The following is a 14353-nucleotide window of genomic DNA, read 5'->3' on the forward strand; positions in this document are numbered from 1 at the left end:
CGTGTTTCCAGCTTAGCAGATCCGTTTTCCGTTTCTGCCACCCGCTGGAGCGGGCTGCCGGGCTGTTCTTCGCTTTCGCGTTTCCCTTTCCGGCGATTCCGACTCTATCAGATCCTTTCGGGCCTGATTCCCAGTCAGCGGGAGTTGTCTTCGCGGCTGTTGGGCCGTTCCGACGAGTGAGACTTTAGCGGATTCCGGGCCCCCGACGCTAATCGGGGACTTGCGTTCAAACCTTCGAACACGGATTCCTCATTTCGCAAAAACGCACGGAAAGCGTGACGGCACGACGAAGCACCATCAGCTGGTAGTGGATCTTGCGGAATGGTTGTCCGGGGCCGACCGGAGTCGGTGCTCACGTCGGACAACTCGGAGAACACTACGTATCGGGGAATCCCGTGTCAACCCCCGTCCTCTCCCGTAGCCTCTCCGTATGACCACGCATGCGCACACGAATCAGTGGTGGGCCGCCTGACAGGGCGGCCCCTACTGACGCATGCACTCAGCGGCCGCCGACTCGGCGGCCGTTCGCGTATCCCCCTCCGGGGCGTGCGGCCGACAGGTCGGCGTACAGGAGAGAGGGAGAACGGACGCGATGAAGCGGATCTTCAGCGGGATCAAGCCCACCGGGCATCTGACCCTGGGCAACTACCTCGGGGCCGTACGGCGGTGGGTCGAGGAGGACCAGCACCGGTCGGACTCGCTCTTCAGCGTCGTGGACCTGCACGCGCTGACCGTCGAGCACGACCCGGCCCGTGTGCGGCGGCTGAGCCGGCAGGCGGCCACGCTGTTGCTGGCGGCCGGCCTCGACCCCGGACTCTGCACCCTCTTCGTCCAGAGTCACGTGGACGAGCACGCCCGGCTGTCGTACCTGCTGGAGTGCACGGCCACCGACGGCGAGCTGCGGCGGATGATCCAGTACAAGGAGAAGGGCGCGCGGGCGCTGGCGGCGGGGCAGGGGGTCCGGCTGTCGCTGCTGACGTACCCGGTGCTGATGGCGGCGGACATCCTGGCCTATGGAACCGACGAGGTGCCGGTCGGCGACGACCAGACGCAGCATGTGGAGCTGACCCGGGATCTGGCCGTGCGGTTCAACCAGCGGTACGGGCATGTCTTCACGGTGCCGAGGGCGACGCGTCCCGCGGTGGCGGCTCGGGTCATGGACCTGCAGGACCCCGGTTCCAAGATGGGGAAGTCGCACGAGAACGCGGCGGGGATCGTCTATCTGCTGGACGACGAGACGACCGTGCGCCGGAAGATCATGCGTGCGGTGACGGACAGCGGACGGGATGTCGCCTACGACCGGGAGGGCCGGCCGGGGGTCGCGAATCTGCTCGATCTGCTGGCCGCCTCGACGGGTGGGAACCCGGAAGCCCTGGCCGGTGTATATGAGTCGTACGGATCCTTGAAGCGGGACACGGCGGACGCGGTGGTCGAGCTGCTGCGGCCGGTGCGGGAGCGGCACGCGGAGCTGGCGGCCGATCCGGGATATGTGGATCAGGTGCTACGGGACGGGGCCGAGCGGGCCCGGGGGATGGCGCGGCCGTTGGTGGACCGGGCCTATAGGGCGATCGGGTTGATGCCTGCCGTGTGACGGAAGGCGTTGCGGTAGTCGCGCGGGTTGGTGGCGAGGTGCGAGGCGAAGTGCTGGCGCATCGTGACCTCGCTGCCGAATCCGGCGCGGCGGGCGACTTCGGGGAGGGGGTGGTCGGTGAGTTCGAGGAGTTTCTGGGCGGCGGCGACGCGCTGGGTGATGAGCCAGTGCAGGGGGGTGGTTCCGGTCGTGGCGTGGAAGTGGCGGGCGAAGGTGCGTGGGGACATACCGGCGCGGGCGGCCAGGCCGGCGACGGTGTGCGGTTCGTCGAGGTGGGCGAGGGCGTAGGAGCGGACAGCGGCCAGGGCGTCGGCGTCGCGGTCGGCCCGGGGTGTGGGGCGTTCGATGAACTGGGCCTGGGTGCCGGTGCGGAAGGGGGCGGTGACCATCGAGCGGGCGATCGTCGCGGCGGCCTCGGCGCCGTGGGCGGTGCGGACGAGGTGGAGACAGAGGTCGATGCCGGCGGCGGTGCCGGCCGAGGTCCAGATGCCGGAGTCCTCGACGAAGAGGGCGTCGGGTTCGACGGTGATCCGGGGGTACCGGGCGGCGAGGGTCGGGGCGAGGTGCCAGTGGGTGACCGCGCGCCGGCCGTCGAGGAGTCCCGCCTGGGCGAGGACGAAGGCACCCGCGCAGAGGGAGGCGACGGGGGTTCCGGCGGCGTGGGCCCGGCGGACGGCTTCGAGGACGGGGGCCGGGGTCTCGTCGTCGGGGTTCTCGATGCCGGGGACGAGGACGAGGTCGGCCTGGGCGAGCCAGGAGAGGGGACGGTCGGGGGTGAGGGTGAGGCCGCCGCGGAGGGAGACGGGGGTGGCCGGGTCGGCTGCGACGCGGCGGAGTTCGAAGGGAGGGACGCCGCGGAGGTGGCGCTCGCTGCCCCAGACCTCGGTGATGACCGAGACGTCGAAGGCGCGGATGCCGGGGAAGGCCATCAGGGCGATGCGTCGGGGCTCTTCCGGGGCTGTCGGCATGGATGGCAGTAAACCATCGATCGCTGACTTCTCCCCCTCTGGGTGGGACTGGCCAGGGGCGGCAGCATCGGGGGTATGGAGATCGCGGAGAACGCAGCGCTGGTTGTCGTCGACGTACAGAAGGGCTTCGAGGAGGAGTTCTGGGGGAAGCGCAACAACCCTGCCGCCGAGGGGAACATCGCGGCACTGATCGACCTGTGGCAGGAGACGGGGCGGCCGGTCGTGTTCGTACGGCACGATTCGCCGGCCGAGTCGCGGTCGCCGTTGCGGGTCGGGCATGTGGGGAACGACTTCAAGGACTTCGTCGAGGAACGGAGGGGGAAGGGGCACGGGCCGGAGCTGCTGGTGACGAAGAGCGTGAACTCGGCGTTCTACGGGGAGCCGTCGCTGGACGTGTGGCTGAAGGGGCAGGGCATCGCGCAGATCGTGATCGTCGGGATCCAGACGAACATGTGCAACGAGACGACGGCGCGGATGGGCGGCAATCTCGGGTACGACGTGGTGTTTCCGCTGGACGCGATGCACACGTTCGACCTGGAGGGGCCGTTCGGATGGGCGGCGACGGCCGAGGAGCTGACCCGGGCGACGGCGGTGTCGCTGCAGGGCGGGCGGTTCGCCCGGGTCGTGTCGACGGAGGACGTGCTGAAGGGTGCTGCGGCCGGGTGAGGGGGCCGGGGGGCGTTCAGCCGTTGCCGGAGGCGAGCTCGCGGCTGCGGTCGCGGGCGGCTTCCAGGGCTGCGATGAGGGCGGCCCGTACGCCGTGGTTCTCCAGCTCGCGGATGGCGCTGATGGTGGTGCCGGCCGGTGAGGTGACGGCTTCGCGGAGCTTGACGGGGTGTTCGCCGCTGTCGCGGAGCATCACGGCGGCGCCGATGGCGGCCTGGACGATCAGGTCGTGGGCCTGGGCGCGGGGGAGGCCGAGGAGGATGCCGGCGTCGGTCATGGCCTCGACGAGGAAGTAGAAGTAGGCCGGGCCCGAGCCGGAGAGAGCGGTGGCGGCGTCCTGCTGGGACTCGGGGACGCGGAGGGTCTTGCCGACGCCGCCGAAAATCTCCTCGGCGTGGACGAGGTGGTCGGGGGTGGCGTGGCTGCCGCCGGAGATGACGGACATGCCTTCGTCGACGAGGACGGGGGTGTTGGGCATGACGCGGACGACGGGGGTGCCGGTGGTGAGCCGGTCCTCGATGAAGGAGGTGGGGATACCGGCGGCGGCGCTGATGACGAGACGGTCGGCGGCGACGTGGGGGGCCAGCTCGTCGAGGAGGCGGCCCATGTCCTGCGGCTTGACGGCGAGGATGAGGGTGTCGGCGCGCTTGGCGGCCTCGGCGTTGGTGACGGCCTCGACGCCGTAGCGGGCGCGCAGCTCTTCGGCGCGCTCGGCGCGGCGGGCGGTGACCACGAGGTTGGCGGGGCGCCAGCCGGCCCGGATCATGCCGCTGAGGAGCGCTTCACCGATCTTGCCGGTGCCGAGGACTGCGACGGTCTGGGTCATGGCTCTGTTCACCTCGCCGGAAGGGCATGTGCCGTGTCCATCCGTGTGGACGGTTCGTCCACACGCAGGGACATCCTCCCATCGTGCGGGTGGGGGCGGTGGGGGCGTCCGAGGGGCGGTACGCCCCCCGGCGCGTCAGGCGGTGCGGCGGCGGAGGGTGGCCGCGCCGAGGGCGAGGACGAGCACGGCGCAGCCGGCGACGACGAGGGCGTCGCGGACGAAGTCGCCGGTGATGTCGGGGTGGCGGAGGACCTCGTTCATGCCGTCGACGGCGTACGACATGGGCAGGGCGTCGGAGATCCCTTCGAGGACGGGTTGCATCTGGTCGCGGGCGATGAAGAGGCCGCAGAGGAGCAGCTGGGGGAAGATCACGGCCGGCATGAACTGGACGGCCTGGAACTCGGAGGCGGCGAAGGCCGAGACGAAGAGGCCGAGGGCGGTGCCGAGGAGGGCGTCGAGGAGGGCGACGAGAAGGAGGAGCCAGGGCGAGCCGACGACGTCGAGTCCGAGCAGGCCGACGGCGAGTCCGGTGGCGAGGGCGGACTGGACGATGGCGAGGAGTCCGAAGGCGAAGGCGTAGCCGCCGATGAGATCGCCCTTGCCGAGCGGCATGGCGAGCAGCCGTTCCAGGGTGCCGGAGGTGCGTTCGCGCAGGGTGGCGATCGAGGTCACCAGGAACATCGTGATCAGCGGGAAGATGCCGAGCAGCGAGGCGCCGATGTTGTCGAAGGTCTCCGGGCTGCCGTCGAAGACGTACCGGAGCAGGAGCAGCATCAGGCACGGAACGAGGATCATCAGGGCGATCGAGCGCGGGTCGTGGCGCAGTTGGCGCAGGACGCGGGCGGCGGTGGCGAGGGTGCGGGCGCTGCTCATCGCTGGTGCTCCTGGAGGGGTACGGCCGCGCGGGCGTCGGCGGCGTCGACGAGGTGGAGGAAGGCCTCTTCGACGGTGGTGGTGTCGTTGCGTCGCCGGAGGTCTTCGGGGGTGTCCTCGGCGAGGAGCTCGCCCTCGCGCATGAGGAGAAGCCGGTGGCAGCGCTCGGCCTCGTCCATGACGTGGGAGGAGACGAGGATCGCGGCCTCGCGCTCTTCGGCGATGCGGTGGAAGAGGTTCCAGAGGTCGCGGCGCAGGACGGGGTCGAGTCCGACGGTGGGTTCGTCGAGGACGAGGACCTCCGGCGTGCCGAGGAGGGCGACGGCGAGGGAGACGCGGCTGCGCTGGCCGCCGGAGAGGCGGCCCGCGAGGGAGTCGGCGTGGCTGCCGAGGTCGACGTCGTCGATGGCGCGGGCGACGGCGGCGCGGCGGTCTTCGCGGTGGGCGCGGCCGGGGAGGAGGACGGCGGCGAAGTAGTCGAGGTTCTGGCGGACGGTGAGGTCGTCGTAGACGGACGGCGCCTGGGTGACGTAGCCGATGCGGGAGCGCAGGGAGGCGTCGCCCGCCGGCCGGCCGAGGACATCGAGGGTGCCGGTGACGTGGGCCTGGGTGCCGACGATCGCACGCATCAGGGTCGACTTGCCGCAGCCGGAGGGGCCGAGGAGGCCGGTGATCCGGCCCGGGGGCACGGAGAAGTCGAGGCCGCGCAGGACGGTGCGGTCGCCTCGTACGACGGTGAGGCCGCGCGCCATGATCGCCGGGGCGGTGCCCCCTTCCGGGTAATTCATCATGCGTTGAATAATGCTCGCGGGGGGTCGGAGCGTCAAGCGGCGTGCCCCGGCCCCGTGGCCTTTTCGGCAGCGGTCCGTGAGGGTCAGCCGATACCGGGGATGTAGCGGACCAGCGAGGGCCGACGGGCCGCCAGGCGGAGGAAGCGGACCGTCGAGCGGACGACCTGCTCCTTCGTGGCGGCGGCGGCCCGGCCGGTGAGGAGGCGCTCGCGCGGGGAGTCGTCCGGGCGGACGAACTGGACCAGGCCGTCGTGGCGGCCGAGGCTGACGCACTGGATGAGATAGCCGAAGCCGAGAGGAGCCGGCTGCTCGCCCTTCAGCTCGCCGATGATCGACACCGCCGCGTGGGCGCCCGTCGGAAGCGCGGTCGCGCAGGCCATCCGGAGCGCTCCGGCGACGGGGGTGGTGGCGGCGCCCGCGTCTCCGGGGACGTAGATGTCGGGGTGCGAGACCGAGCGCAGGGAGGCGTCGACGGCGATCCGGCCGGAGGGCGCGAGGGCGAGGCCGGCGGAGGCGGCGAGTTCGGCGTTGGGCGCCAGGGCGGCGGCCCAGACGACCACGGCGGCGTCGACGTCCTCGGGGCGGGCGACCCGGTGGCCCTCCTCGATCCGCACCCCGCGGGCCCGCAGGACCGAGCGGACGTGGTCGGCGCCTCGGGACGCGAGGCCCTGGCCGAGGCGGTCGGCGGTCAGCAGGCGGACGGGCGTGCCTGCGGGACCGTAGGTCTCGGCGAGTTCGGCGGCCATCTCGATGCCGGTGAGACCGCCGCCGACGACGGCGACGGATCCGGGGCGGTCCCGCAGGTGCTTGTGGAGTTCGGGGGCCGTCTCGGCGGTGTAGGTGGCGGGGGCGGAGGCACCGAGCCCGGCGGAGGGGCCGCCGTCGGCCGCCCCGGCGCCGCCGCCCGGGAGGGCGGTGCGGCTGCCGAGGGCGTAGACGAGACGGTCGTACGGCAGGCTGCGGCCGTCGTCGGTCGTGACCAGCCGGGCCTCCGGATCGAGGGCGGTGGCCCGGGCGGCGATGTGCTCGATCCCCGTACCGCGCAGGAAGCCGGCGAGCGGGTGGGTGACGTCGGGGCGGCCGGCGGCGCGCTCGTGGAGCCGTACGCGTTCGGTGAACCGGTCGGCCGGGTCGACCAGGGTGACGTGGGCGTGCGGAGCCAGGCGGAGAGCGGCCATGAGACCGGCGTAACCGGCTCCGAGGACCAGGACGCGGCTGGCGGTGGCGTGCGGGCCGGGGTGGATCGGTGTCGTCTTCATGCACGGGGGACGGCCGGCCACCGCGGAATGTGACATGGGCGGGGCGTCGCCACCCCGCGCCGCTACCTGCGCTTGGGCTTGGGCTTCTTGCGGGCCGCCGGGTTGCCCGTCCGGGCGCCGCGCCGCTTCTCGTACTGACTGCGGGCCGTCTCGTACTCGGTGCGGTGCAGCTTCTCGCCCGGCGCCTCGACGAGGCTCCGGAAGAAGTAGGCCAGCAGCGAGCCGATGAAGCCGATCATCTTCAGGCTGCGCAGCGCGTCCTCACGGGCCGGGTCGGCCGGGCGGCGGACGAAGCCCTCCCAGGTCTTGCGGAACGCGATGGCGCTGCAGATCGCGAACATGAGCACCACGAGCAGGTTCACGAAGCCGCCGACCTCGGCGATCTCCAGACCCTGGTAGGCGAACCGCAGCACGAAGCAGCCCGCGGCCGCGGCGGCGAGCGCCCCGAGGGCGACACCGGCGCGGCGCAGGCCGTACTGCCCGTCGTGCTCCACCCAGGTCGTCCCGAAGAAACGGATCTCCTCGGGCTGCGGTCCGGCGGGGGTGGAGCCGGGCTCGGTGCTGCGGGGCTCGGCGGTCTGGTCTTCTTCGCTCACGAGGTCGATTATCCCCGGACGGCGAGGGAAGGGTCAGCCGCAGCGCGGGGCGACGTACCCGTCACTGCCCGTCTTCACATACGCGTCGGAGATGAACTCCCCGGACCCGATGTTGTCCCAGATGTTCGTCGTGCCGTACGGGCCGGTGATCGTCTGGCCGGGCGTCTGGCAGCGGATCGCCACCCAGGAGCCCGCGGGCAGGCTCCGCACCACCGCGTACTGCGTACCCGGGCCCGAGCGGACGTTGACGCGCGTCCCCGGGGCGATCGGGTACCGCACCCCGCTCAGCGCCGACACCGCGTCCAGTCCGGCGGTCGCCGCTTCCTTCGTGTCCTCCACGCCCATGGCGTCCTCCCCCGTGGAGCAAGCGCTCCGGTGCGATTCACTCCCTGCGACGCGCAGGCTAGCAAGCCCCACCGACATCCCAGGTGCCATCGACTAGGCTCCGTGCGTCGCGCACGCGCGCGAAACTCGACGGGGACCACACGGGGGTGGGCGATGCCGCCGTTGCGCAGGACCGGTGCCGACCGGGACGCGGAAGAGCCCGAGTACGCGGGCGAGTACCGCCTCCAGGCCGTCCTCGGCTCGGGCGGCATGGGCGTGGTCCATCTGGCCAGCTCCGCCTCCGGGCTGCGGCTCGCGGTCAAGGTGGTGCACGGACAGTACGCGGAGGACCCGGAGTTCAGGGCCCGCTTCCGCCAGGAGGTGGCCGCCGCGCGCCGGGTCAGCGGAGCCTTCACCGCGCCCGTCGTGGACGCGGACCCCGACGCCGAACGCCCGTGGATGGCCACGCTCTACGTCCCCGGCCCCACCCTCGCCGACCAGGTGAAGCGGAACGGACCCCTGTCCCCCGCCGAACTGCGCCGGCTGACGGCCGGACTCGCCGAGGCCCTGCGCGACATCCACCGGGCCGGTGTCGTCCACCGCGACCTCAAGCCGAGCAACGTCCTGCTCACCGACACCGGACCGAAGGTCATCGACTTCGGCATCTCCCGGCCGGTCGACAGCGATCTGCATACGGAGACCGGGAAGTTGATCGGGTCGCCGCCGTTCATGGCACCCGAGCAGTTCCAGCGGCCGCGCGAGGTCGGCCCGGCGGCGGACGTCTTCGCGCTCGGCTCCGTGCTGGTGCACGCGGCCACCGGGCACGGGCCGTTCGACTCCGACAGTCCGTACATCGTCGCCTACCAGGTCGTCCACGACGAGCCCGATCTGACGGGCGTCCCGGAGGCGCTTGCTCCGCTCGTCGCGCGCTGCCTGGCCAAGGAGCCGGCGGAGCGCCCGACTCCGGCCGAGATCATGGCGGCACTGCTGCCGCCCTCGTACGAGGCCGCGGCCTTCATACCCGCGCAGCGGCGGCCCACGCTGCCCGGCCGCCTCGCGAACCCTCCCGGCTCGGTCGTCGGATCCGGGGGCGGCGGGGCGCCGGCGGCGTGGGACGCGGACACGCCCGTACGCGCCCCGGCGCCGCGAACCCGCCGACGGCGGCGGTCGTCGGTCGTGGCCGCCGCCACGCTCGCCGTCCTCGCGGCGGGCGGCGCGTTCGTGGTCCTGCGCGCCGGCGGCGACGAGCCCGCGTCCCGGCCGGACCCGGCCCAGGCGGCCGTCGCCTTCGACGGCTGGCAGACCGTCCTGCGGAAAGACGGGGAGCCTTCCGCGCCGACCTGTGCCCATGGCGCCGGCGCCCTCTACTGCACGGGCGGGGGTACGGCCGCCGCCCGGCTCGACCCGGCGACCGGGCGCGTCCTGTGGTCGCACCCCGCCGCCGACAACGCCCCGTCCGCACCGCCCGTCGCGGCCCCGCCGTCCGTACTGCCGGGAGGCCTCGTCGCCGTCCCCTCGCCGAACGGCCCCCTGCGCACCTACGCGGCCACCGACGGCGCACCCGGCTGGCACACCGGCCCGGCCGTCGCCGAGCGGGTCGGGCCCGCCGGGACGGCCGTCGTCCTGTCCACCGGGACCGGCGGGATCCGGGCCGTCGACAGCTCCACCGGGCAGCGGCTCTGGAGCCACGGCCTCCCCGGTTTCACCGCGCCCCAGTTGGGGCCCTACGAGGCCAGCACCGGCCTTGTGACCGTCTCCGAGTCCTCCGCCGACGGAACCCGCACCCGCGTGGCCGCGCTGCGCCCCGCGACCGGCGAAGTGGTGTGGCAGCGGCGCCTGGAGGGCCACCTGACGCCGATCGGGAAGGCCGAGGACGGCGCGCTGGTCCTGGCGTCGCACCACCGCGGCATGGAGGTCGACGCCCTGGTCCGCTACGACCCCGCCGACCACTCCGTCCGCCGTACGGCTCTGCAGGTCCGGCTCTACGACGCGCGGTTCGCCGTGCGCGGCGACACCGTGTACGTCCTCGACCAGGCCGGTCACGTCACGGCCGTCGACACCGCCGCCGGCCCGTCCGGCCGTGTTCTGTGGGAGCTGGACACCGCGGCGGGATACGTCTCGGCGCCCGTCCTCGGGCCCGGCGAGCGGCTCTACCTCTCGGTGGCCGACGGGCGGTTGCTCGCCGTCGACACCGGGCGCGGGGCGCTGCTCGGGCAGACCGCGCCGCGTCTGCGGGACGGACGGCTCGGGTACACGACGACCGTGCCGGCGCCGGTCGTCGCCGGGGACAAGGTCTTCGGGACCGCGCCGGACGGGTCCGTGTTCGCCGTGGACGGGCGGGACCCCGCCGACTGGTGACGGCGGGCCGGCCGCCGTGCCTCACAGGGCCGGTGCAGCTGAACGTGACCGGGTTACGGGCCGCACGACGCGCTCCCCGTCCCGCGAACGGCGGGCGTGGGGAGCGGACGTCTCCGCCCCCTCCCCACGCCCGCCACCGCGTCCAGCCGACCGGCCCGAGACCGGCCAGGGACGACCGGGCCGCACGCCGCCGGTGCAGGCAGGGGTGCGGGCAGCGGTGCGGACCGCGATTCGTACCGTGGTTCGCACCGCGATTCGCACCTTGGTTTCGGGCTCCGGGCCGTGCCGGGCCGCCGGGCCGGGCACGGTCCGAGTCGGCCTCGTTTCGTCACGGCCCCGGGCTCACGGTGCAGACCGGTCCGGCCTGGGCGGGCCCTGGCCGGGCGGTCAGCCCAGCTTCGTCACGTCGCGCACCGCGCCCTTGTCCGCGCTCGTCGCCATCGCCGCGTACGCCCGCAGTGCCGCCGAGACCTTCCGCTGCCGGTTCTTCGGGGCGTAGACCCCGCCCAGGGCCTCACGGCGGGCCGCGAGCGTGGCGTCGTCGACGAGCAGTTCGATCGAACGGCTCGGGATGTCGATACGGATCCGGTCGCCGTCCTCGACCAGCGCGATCGTGCCGCCCGAAGCCGCCTCCGGGGACGCGTGACCGATCGACAGGCCCGACGTACCGCCCGAGAAGCGGCCGTCCGTCACCAGCGCGCAGGTCTTGCCCAGGCCCCGGCCCTTGAGGAAGGAGGTCGGGTAGAGCATCTCCTGCATGCCCGGGCCGCCGCGCGGGCCCTCGTAGCGGATGACGACCACGTCGCCGTCGGTGATCTGCTTGTTGAGGATCTTCTCGACGGCCTCGTCCTGCGACTCGCAGACGACGGCCGGGCCCTCGAAGGTCCAGATCGACTCGTCCACACCGGCCGTCTTCACGACACAGCCGTCGACGGCCAGGTTGCCGCGCAGGACCGCGAGTCCGCCGTCCTTCGAGTACGCGTGGGCCGCGTCGCGGATGCAGCCGCCGGCCGCGTCCGTGTCCAGGGAGTCCCAGCGCTCGGACTGCGAGAAGGCGGTCGCCGAGCGGACGCAGCCGGGCGCCGCGTGCCACAGCTCGACGGCCTCCTCGGAGGGGGAGCCTCCGCGCACGTCCCAGGTCCCCAGCCACTCCTTGATGGAGCGGGAGTGGACGGTGTGCACGTCCTCGTTGAGGAGGCCCGCGCGGTACAGCTCGCCCAGGATGGCCGGGATGCCGCCGGCGCGGTGCACGTCCTCCATGTAGTACGTGCCGCCGGGCGCGACGTTCGGCGCGACCTTGGCCAGACACGGCACGCGCCGCGAGACCTCGTCCATGTCGGAGAGGCCGTAGTCCAGCTCGGCCTCCTGGGCGGCGGCCAGCAGGTGCAGGATCGTGTTGGTCGAGCCGCCCATGGCGATGTCCAGGGCCATGGCGTTCTCGAAGGCCGCGCGGGTGGCGACCGAGCGCGGCAGGACCGAGTCGTCGTCCTCGTCGTAGTAGCGACGGGTGATGTCGACGACCGTGCGCGCGGCGTTCTCGTACAGCGCCTTGCGGGCCGTGTGGGTGGCGAGGACCGAGCCGTTGCCGGGGAGGGAGAGGCCGATGGCCTCGGTCAGGCAGTTCATCGAGTTGGCGGTGAACATGCCGGAACAGGACCCGCAGGTCGGGCAGGCGTTCTCCTCGATCCGGAGGATGTCCTCGTCCGAGATCTTGTCGTTGACCGCGTCGGAGATCGCGTCGACCAGGTCGAGCGTGCGGACCGTGCCGTCGACCAGCGTGGCCTTGCCGGACTCCATCGGGCCGCCGGAGACGAAGACCGTCGGGATGTTGAGGCGCAGGGCGGCGTTCAGCATGCCGGGGGTGATCTTGTCGCAGTTGGAGATGCAGATCAGGGCGTCGGCGCAGTGGGCCTCGACCATGTACTCCACGCTGTCCGCGATCAGGTCGCGGGAGGGCAGGGAGTAGAGCATGCCGCCGTGGCCCATGGCGATGCCGTCGTCGACGGCGATCGTGTTGAACTCGCGCGGGATGGCGCCGGCGGCCGTGATGGCCTCGGAGACGATCCGGCCGACGGGCTGGAGATGGGTGTGGCCCGGGACGAACTCGGTGAAGGAGTTCGCCACCGCGATGATCGGCTTCCGGCCGATGTCCGCGCCGGGTACACCGGAGGCGCGCATAAGGGCGCGTGCGCCCGCCATGTTGCGGCCGTGGGTGACAGTGCGGGACCTCAGCTCGGGCATCGTCGCTCGCTCCTCAGTGAAGGGTGTGCTTCTGTCGAGCGTACGCCGCGCGACCAAGATCTGGACGGCTTGTCCGCATGCCGGACACGCTGTTCAGCCTACGGTCAGGGTTCGGGTCGGTACTTCGGTACTTCGGTCAGCGTTCGGCTCAGGGTCGGGCCGGCGTCGGGTCACGACGTGGGTGACGGGTCCGTGAGGTAGCGCTGGAGCGTCGGGGCCACGTGGGCCACGATCTCCTCGGGGTCGGCCGAGGCCATCGGCTCGACCTTGATGACGTACCGCAGGATCGCGATCCCGATCATGTGGGAGGCGGCGAGTTCCGCGCGGAACTTCGGATCCGGTACGTCGAGATCCGCGGCGATCCGCTCCAGGAGCCGGCGCAGGACGAAGCCGCGCAGCACCTTGGCCGCCGCCTCGTGCGTCAGGGCGGAGCGGATGATCGCGAGGAGCGGGGCGCGGCTGACCGGGTTCTCCCAGACGCCGATGAAGTAGCGGGCGAGCCGCTCGCCGATGCCGTCGAGGGGGCCGCCGAGGATCGCGGGGAGGACGACGGCGGGCTCGAAGGAGACCTCGATCGCTGCGGCGAAGACCTCGTCCTTCGTACCGAAGTAGTGGTGCACGAGCGCCGGGTCGACGTCGGCCGCCTTGGCGATGCCGCGCACGGAGGTCTTGTCGTAGCCGCGCTCGGCGAACTGCGCGCGGGCGGCTTCCAGGATGCGCTCGCGGGCGCCGGGGCCGCTCTCCTCGTCGGTGCGGGAGGGGCGGCCGCGGCGGCGCGGGGCCGGGGCCGTTTTTTTGGCAGGTCCGGTCATGAGCGGGGCACTCGGGAGGACTTGGCGGCGGAGGCCAGGTGCAGGCGGGTGAAGGCGAGGGCCTCCGCGAGGTCAGCCTCGCGTTCCGCCGCGGACATCGCCCGCCGGGTGTTGACCTCGACGACCACGTGGCCGTCGAAGCCGTTGAGCGCCAGTCGCTCCAGGACCTCGGCGCAGGGCTGGTTGCCGCGGCCGGGGACCAGGTGCTCGTCCTTGGCCGAGCCCTTGCCGTCGGCGAGGTGGACGTGGCCGAGGCGGTCGCCCATCCGGTCGATCATCGCGAGGGCGTCCGTACGGGCGGTGGCAGTGTGGGAGAGGTCGACCGTGAAGTGGCGGTAGTCGTCCTTGGTGACGTCCCACTCGGGGGCGTACGCGAGCATCTCGCGGTCCTTGTACCGCCAGGGGTACATGTTCTCGACGGCGAACCGGACGTCCGTCTCGTCGGCCATCCGCCAGATGCCGTTGACGAAGTCGCGGGCGTACTGGCGCTGCCAGCGGAACGGCGGGTGGACGACGACCGTGGACGCGCCGAGCTTCTCCGCGGCCGCCTGGGCGCGCTGGAGCTTGACCCAGGGGTCCGTGGACCAGACGCGCTGCGTGATCAGCAGACAGGGCGCGTGGACGGCGAGGATCGGGACCTGGTGGTAGTCCGAGAGGCGGCGCAGGGCCTCGATGTCCTGGCTGACCGGATCGGTCCACACCATGATCTCGACACCGTCGTAACCGAGGCGCGCGGCGATCTCGAAGGCCGTCGCCGTCGACTCCGGATAGACCGAGGCCGTCGACAGGGCGACCTTCGCATCCGGGATGCGCACCACTGGTTCTGCCACGAAGGACAGCGTACGGGGCGGGGCGGGGGCCGGGGAGGTGGTTCCCGTCACGCTCGGTCGCGACAGGGGTGCGGGGGCACCGCGCGAGCCCCCACGCGCGCGTAGGGGCCGGGACTCCGTGGCGTACGGGCCGGGACACCGTGGCGTACGGGCCGGGACACCGTCGCGCACCGGCCCGGGCACCGTCCGGTACTGGTTCACGCGTGCGTGCGGCCCGG

Annotated in this window: 14 protein-coding genes; 4 read left to right on the forward strand and 10 right to left on the reverse strand. The window is 72.5% G+C overall.

What is annotated here, in order from left to right; all coding sequences use genetic code 11:
* Together ACF1G2_RS30790 and trpS are read left to right on the forward strand one after the other, a co-directional pair.
* Nucleotides 1–180: hypothetical protein (locus ACF1G2_RS30790; RefSeq protein WP_361442438.1), on the forward strand; the 180-nt coding region annotated here is incomplete at its 5' end.
* Between the two features lie 412 nt (nucleotides 181–592).
* On the forward strand, nucleotides 593–1591 hold the full coding sequence (gene trpS, locus ACF1G2_RS30795; RefSeq protein ID WP_391801444.1) for a tryptophan--tRNA ligase: 999 nt from the start codon (nucleotides 593–595) through the stop codon (nucleotides 1589–1591).
* Here the strand turns inward: trpS and ACF1G2_RS30800 are convergent.
* Nucleotides 1558–2559 (reverse strand): GlxA family transcriptional regulator, encoded by a 1002-nt coding sequence (locus ACF1G2_RS30800; RefSeq protein WP_391801445.1) that lies wholly within the window; start codon nucleotides 2557–2559, stop codon nucleotides 1558–1560. The genes trpS and ACF1G2_RS30800 overlap by 34 nt on opposite strands.
* 75 nt (nucleotides 2560–2634) lie before the next feature.
* On the opposite strand from ACF1G2_RS30800, the gene ACF1G2_RS30805 reads away from it, so the two are divergent.
* Nucleotides 2635–3225, forward strand: a complete 591-nt coding sequence (locus ACF1G2_RS30805) for a cysteine hydrolase family protein (protein ID WP_391801446.1) — start codon at nucleotides 2635–2637, stop codon at nucleotides 3223–3225.
* 16 nt (nucleotides 3226–3241) lie between these two features.
* On the opposite strand, the gene proC is transcribed toward ACF1G2_RS30805, so the two are convergent.
* The 6 genes from proC to ACF1G2_RS30835 all read right to left on the reverse strand — a co-directional run bounded on the left by proC (nucleotide 3242) and on the right by ACF1G2_RS30835 (nucleotide 7915).
* Nucleotides 3242–4051 carry a pyrroline-5-carboxylate reductase gene (gene proC / locus ACF1G2_RS30810; RefSeq protein WP_391801447.1) on the reverse strand — a complete coding sequence of 270 codons (810 nt, stop codon included), beginning with the start codon at nucleotides 4049–4051 and terminating at the stop codon, nucleotides 3242–3244.
* A gap of 135 nt (nucleotides 4052–4186) precedes the next feature.
* A complete protein-coding gene (locus ACF1G2_RS30815) occupies nucleotides 4187–4924 on the reverse strand; it encodes an ABC transporter permease (RefSeq protein WP_391801448.1) in 738 nt (245 codons plus the stop codon).
* Nucleotides 4921–5712 carry an ABC transporter ATP-binding protein gene (locus tag ACF1G2_RS30820; RefSeq protein ID WP_391801615.1) on the reverse strand — a complete coding sequence of 264 codons (792 nt, stop codon included), beginning with the start codon at nucleotides 5710–5712 and terminating at the stop codon, nucleotides 4921–4923. Before ACF1G2_RS30820 ends, ACF1G2_RS30815 begins: the two co-directional genes overlap by 4 nt.
* 86 nt (nucleotides 5713–5798) lie before the next feature.
* Nucleotides 5799–6974: an NAD(P)/FAD-dependent oxidoreductase gene (locus tag ACF1G2_RS30825; protein WP_391801449.1), complete on the reverse strand. Its 1176-nt coding sequence runs from the start codon at nucleotides 6972–6974 to the stop codon at nucleotides 5799–5801.
* 62 nt (nucleotides 6975–7036) lie between these two features.
* Complete coding sequence (locus ACF1G2_RS30830; protein WP_391801450.1) at nucleotides 7037–7570, reverse strand: hypothetical protein; 534 nt, start codon at nucleotides 7568–7570, stop codon at nucleotides 7037–7039.
* Nucleotides 7571–7603: 33 nt separating this feature from the next.
* On the reverse strand, nucleotides 7604–7915 hold the full coding sequence (locus ACF1G2_RS30835) for a peptidase (RefSeq protein ID WP_391801451.1): 312 nt from the start codon (nucleotides 7913–7915) through the stop codon (nucleotides 7604–7606).
* A 153-nt stretch (nucleotides 7916–8068) separates the two neighbouring features.
* Between ACF1G2_RS30835 and ACF1G2_RS30840 the strand changes: the two genes are divergently transcribed.
* Entirely contained in the window at nucleotides 8069–10252 is a 2184-nt protein-coding gene (locus tag ACF1G2_RS30840) for a PQQ-binding-like beta-propeller repeat protein (protein ID WP_391801452.1), read from the forward strand.
* Nucleotides 10253–10639: 387 nt separating this feature from the next.
* Here ACF1G2_RS30840 and ilvD read toward each other — a convergent pair whose 3' ends face one another.
* The 3 genes from ilvD to ACF1G2_RS30855 all read right to left on the reverse strand — a co-directional run bounded on the left by ilvD (nucleotide 10640) and on the right by ACF1G2_RS30855 (nucleotide 14135).
* A complete protein-coding gene (ilvD, locus tag ACF1G2_RS30845; RefSeq protein WP_391801453.1) occupies nucleotides 10640–12493 on the reverse strand; it encodes a dihydroxy-acid dehydratase in 1854 nt (617 codons plus the stop codon).
* A gap of 170 nt (nucleotides 12494–12663) precedes the next feature.
* Nucleotides 12664–13305 carry a TetR family transcriptional regulator gene (locus ACF1G2_RS30850; protein ID WP_391801454.1) on the reverse strand — a complete coding sequence of 214 codons (642 nt, stop codon included), beginning with the start codon at nucleotides 13303–13305 and terminating at the stop codon, nucleotides 12664–12666.
* Nucleotides 13302–14135 (reverse strand): sugar phosphate isomerase/epimerase family protein, encoded by an 834-nt coding sequence (locus ACF1G2_RS30855; protein WP_391801455.1) that lies wholly within the window; start codon nucleotides 14133–14135, stop codon nucleotides 13302–13304. The genes ACF1G2_RS30850 and ACF1G2_RS30855 overlap by 4 nt, the downstream gene beginning before the upstream one ends.
* Between the last annotated feature and the right edge of the window lie 218 nt (nucleotides 14136–14353).

It is taken from the genome of Streptomyces sp. NPDC013457, assembly GCF_043089925.1.
Taxonomy (GTDB): Bacteria; Actinomycetota; Actinomycetes; order Streptomycetales; family Streptomycetaceae; genus Streptomyces.

What these genes read in the sequence shown, in the direction of transcription:
- ACF1G2_RS30835 (WP_391801451.1), bottom strand. Translation starts at nt 7,915, where the DNA reads ATGGGCGTGGAGGACACGAAGGAAGCGGCGACCGCCGGACTGGACGCG.
- ACF1G2_RS30805 (WP_391801446.1), top strand. Translation starts at nt 2,635, where the DNA reads ATGGAGATCGCGGAGAACGCAGCGCTGGTTGTCGTCGACGTACAGAAG.
- ilvD (WP_391801453.1), bottom strand. Translation starts at nt 12,493, where the DNA reads ATGCCCGAGCTGAGGTCCCGCACTGTCACCCACGGCCGCAACATGGCG.
- ACF1G2_RS30815 (WP_391801448.1), bottom strand. Translation starts at nt 4,924, where the DNA reads ATGAGCAGCGCCCGCACCCTCGCCACCGCCGCCCGCGTCCTGCGCCAA.
- ACF1G2_RS30840 (WP_391801452.1), top strand. Translation starts at nt 8,069, where the DNA reads ATGCCGCCGTTGCGCAGGACCGGTGCCGACCGGGACGCGGAAGAGCCC.
- ACF1G2_RS30825 (WP_391801449.1), bottom strand. Translation starts at nt 6,974, where the DNA reads ATGAAGACGACACCGATCCACCCCGGCCCGCACGCCACCGCCAGCCGC.
- ACF1G2_RS30800 (WP_391801445.1), bottom strand. Translation starts at nt 2,559, where the DNA reads ATGCCGACAGCCCCGGAAGAGCCCCGACGCATCGCCCTGATGGCCTTC.
- ACF1G2_RS30820 (WP_391801615.1), bottom strand. Translation starts at nt 5,712, where the DNA reads ATGAATTACCCGGAAGGGGGCACCGCCCCGGCGATCATGGCGCGCGGC.
- ACF1G2_RS30850 (WP_391801454.1), bottom strand. Translation starts at nt 13,305, where the DNA reads ATGACCGGACCTGCCAAAAAAACGGCCCCGGCCCCGCGCCGCCGCGGC.
- proC (WP_391801447.1), bottom strand. Translation starts at nt 4,051, where the DNA reads ATGACCCAGACCGTCGCAGTCCTCGGCACCGGCAAGATCGGTGAAGCG.
- trpS (WP_391801444.1), top strand. Translation starts at nt 593, where the DNA reads ATGAAGCGGATCTTCAGCGGGATCAAGCCCACCGGGCATCTGACCCTG.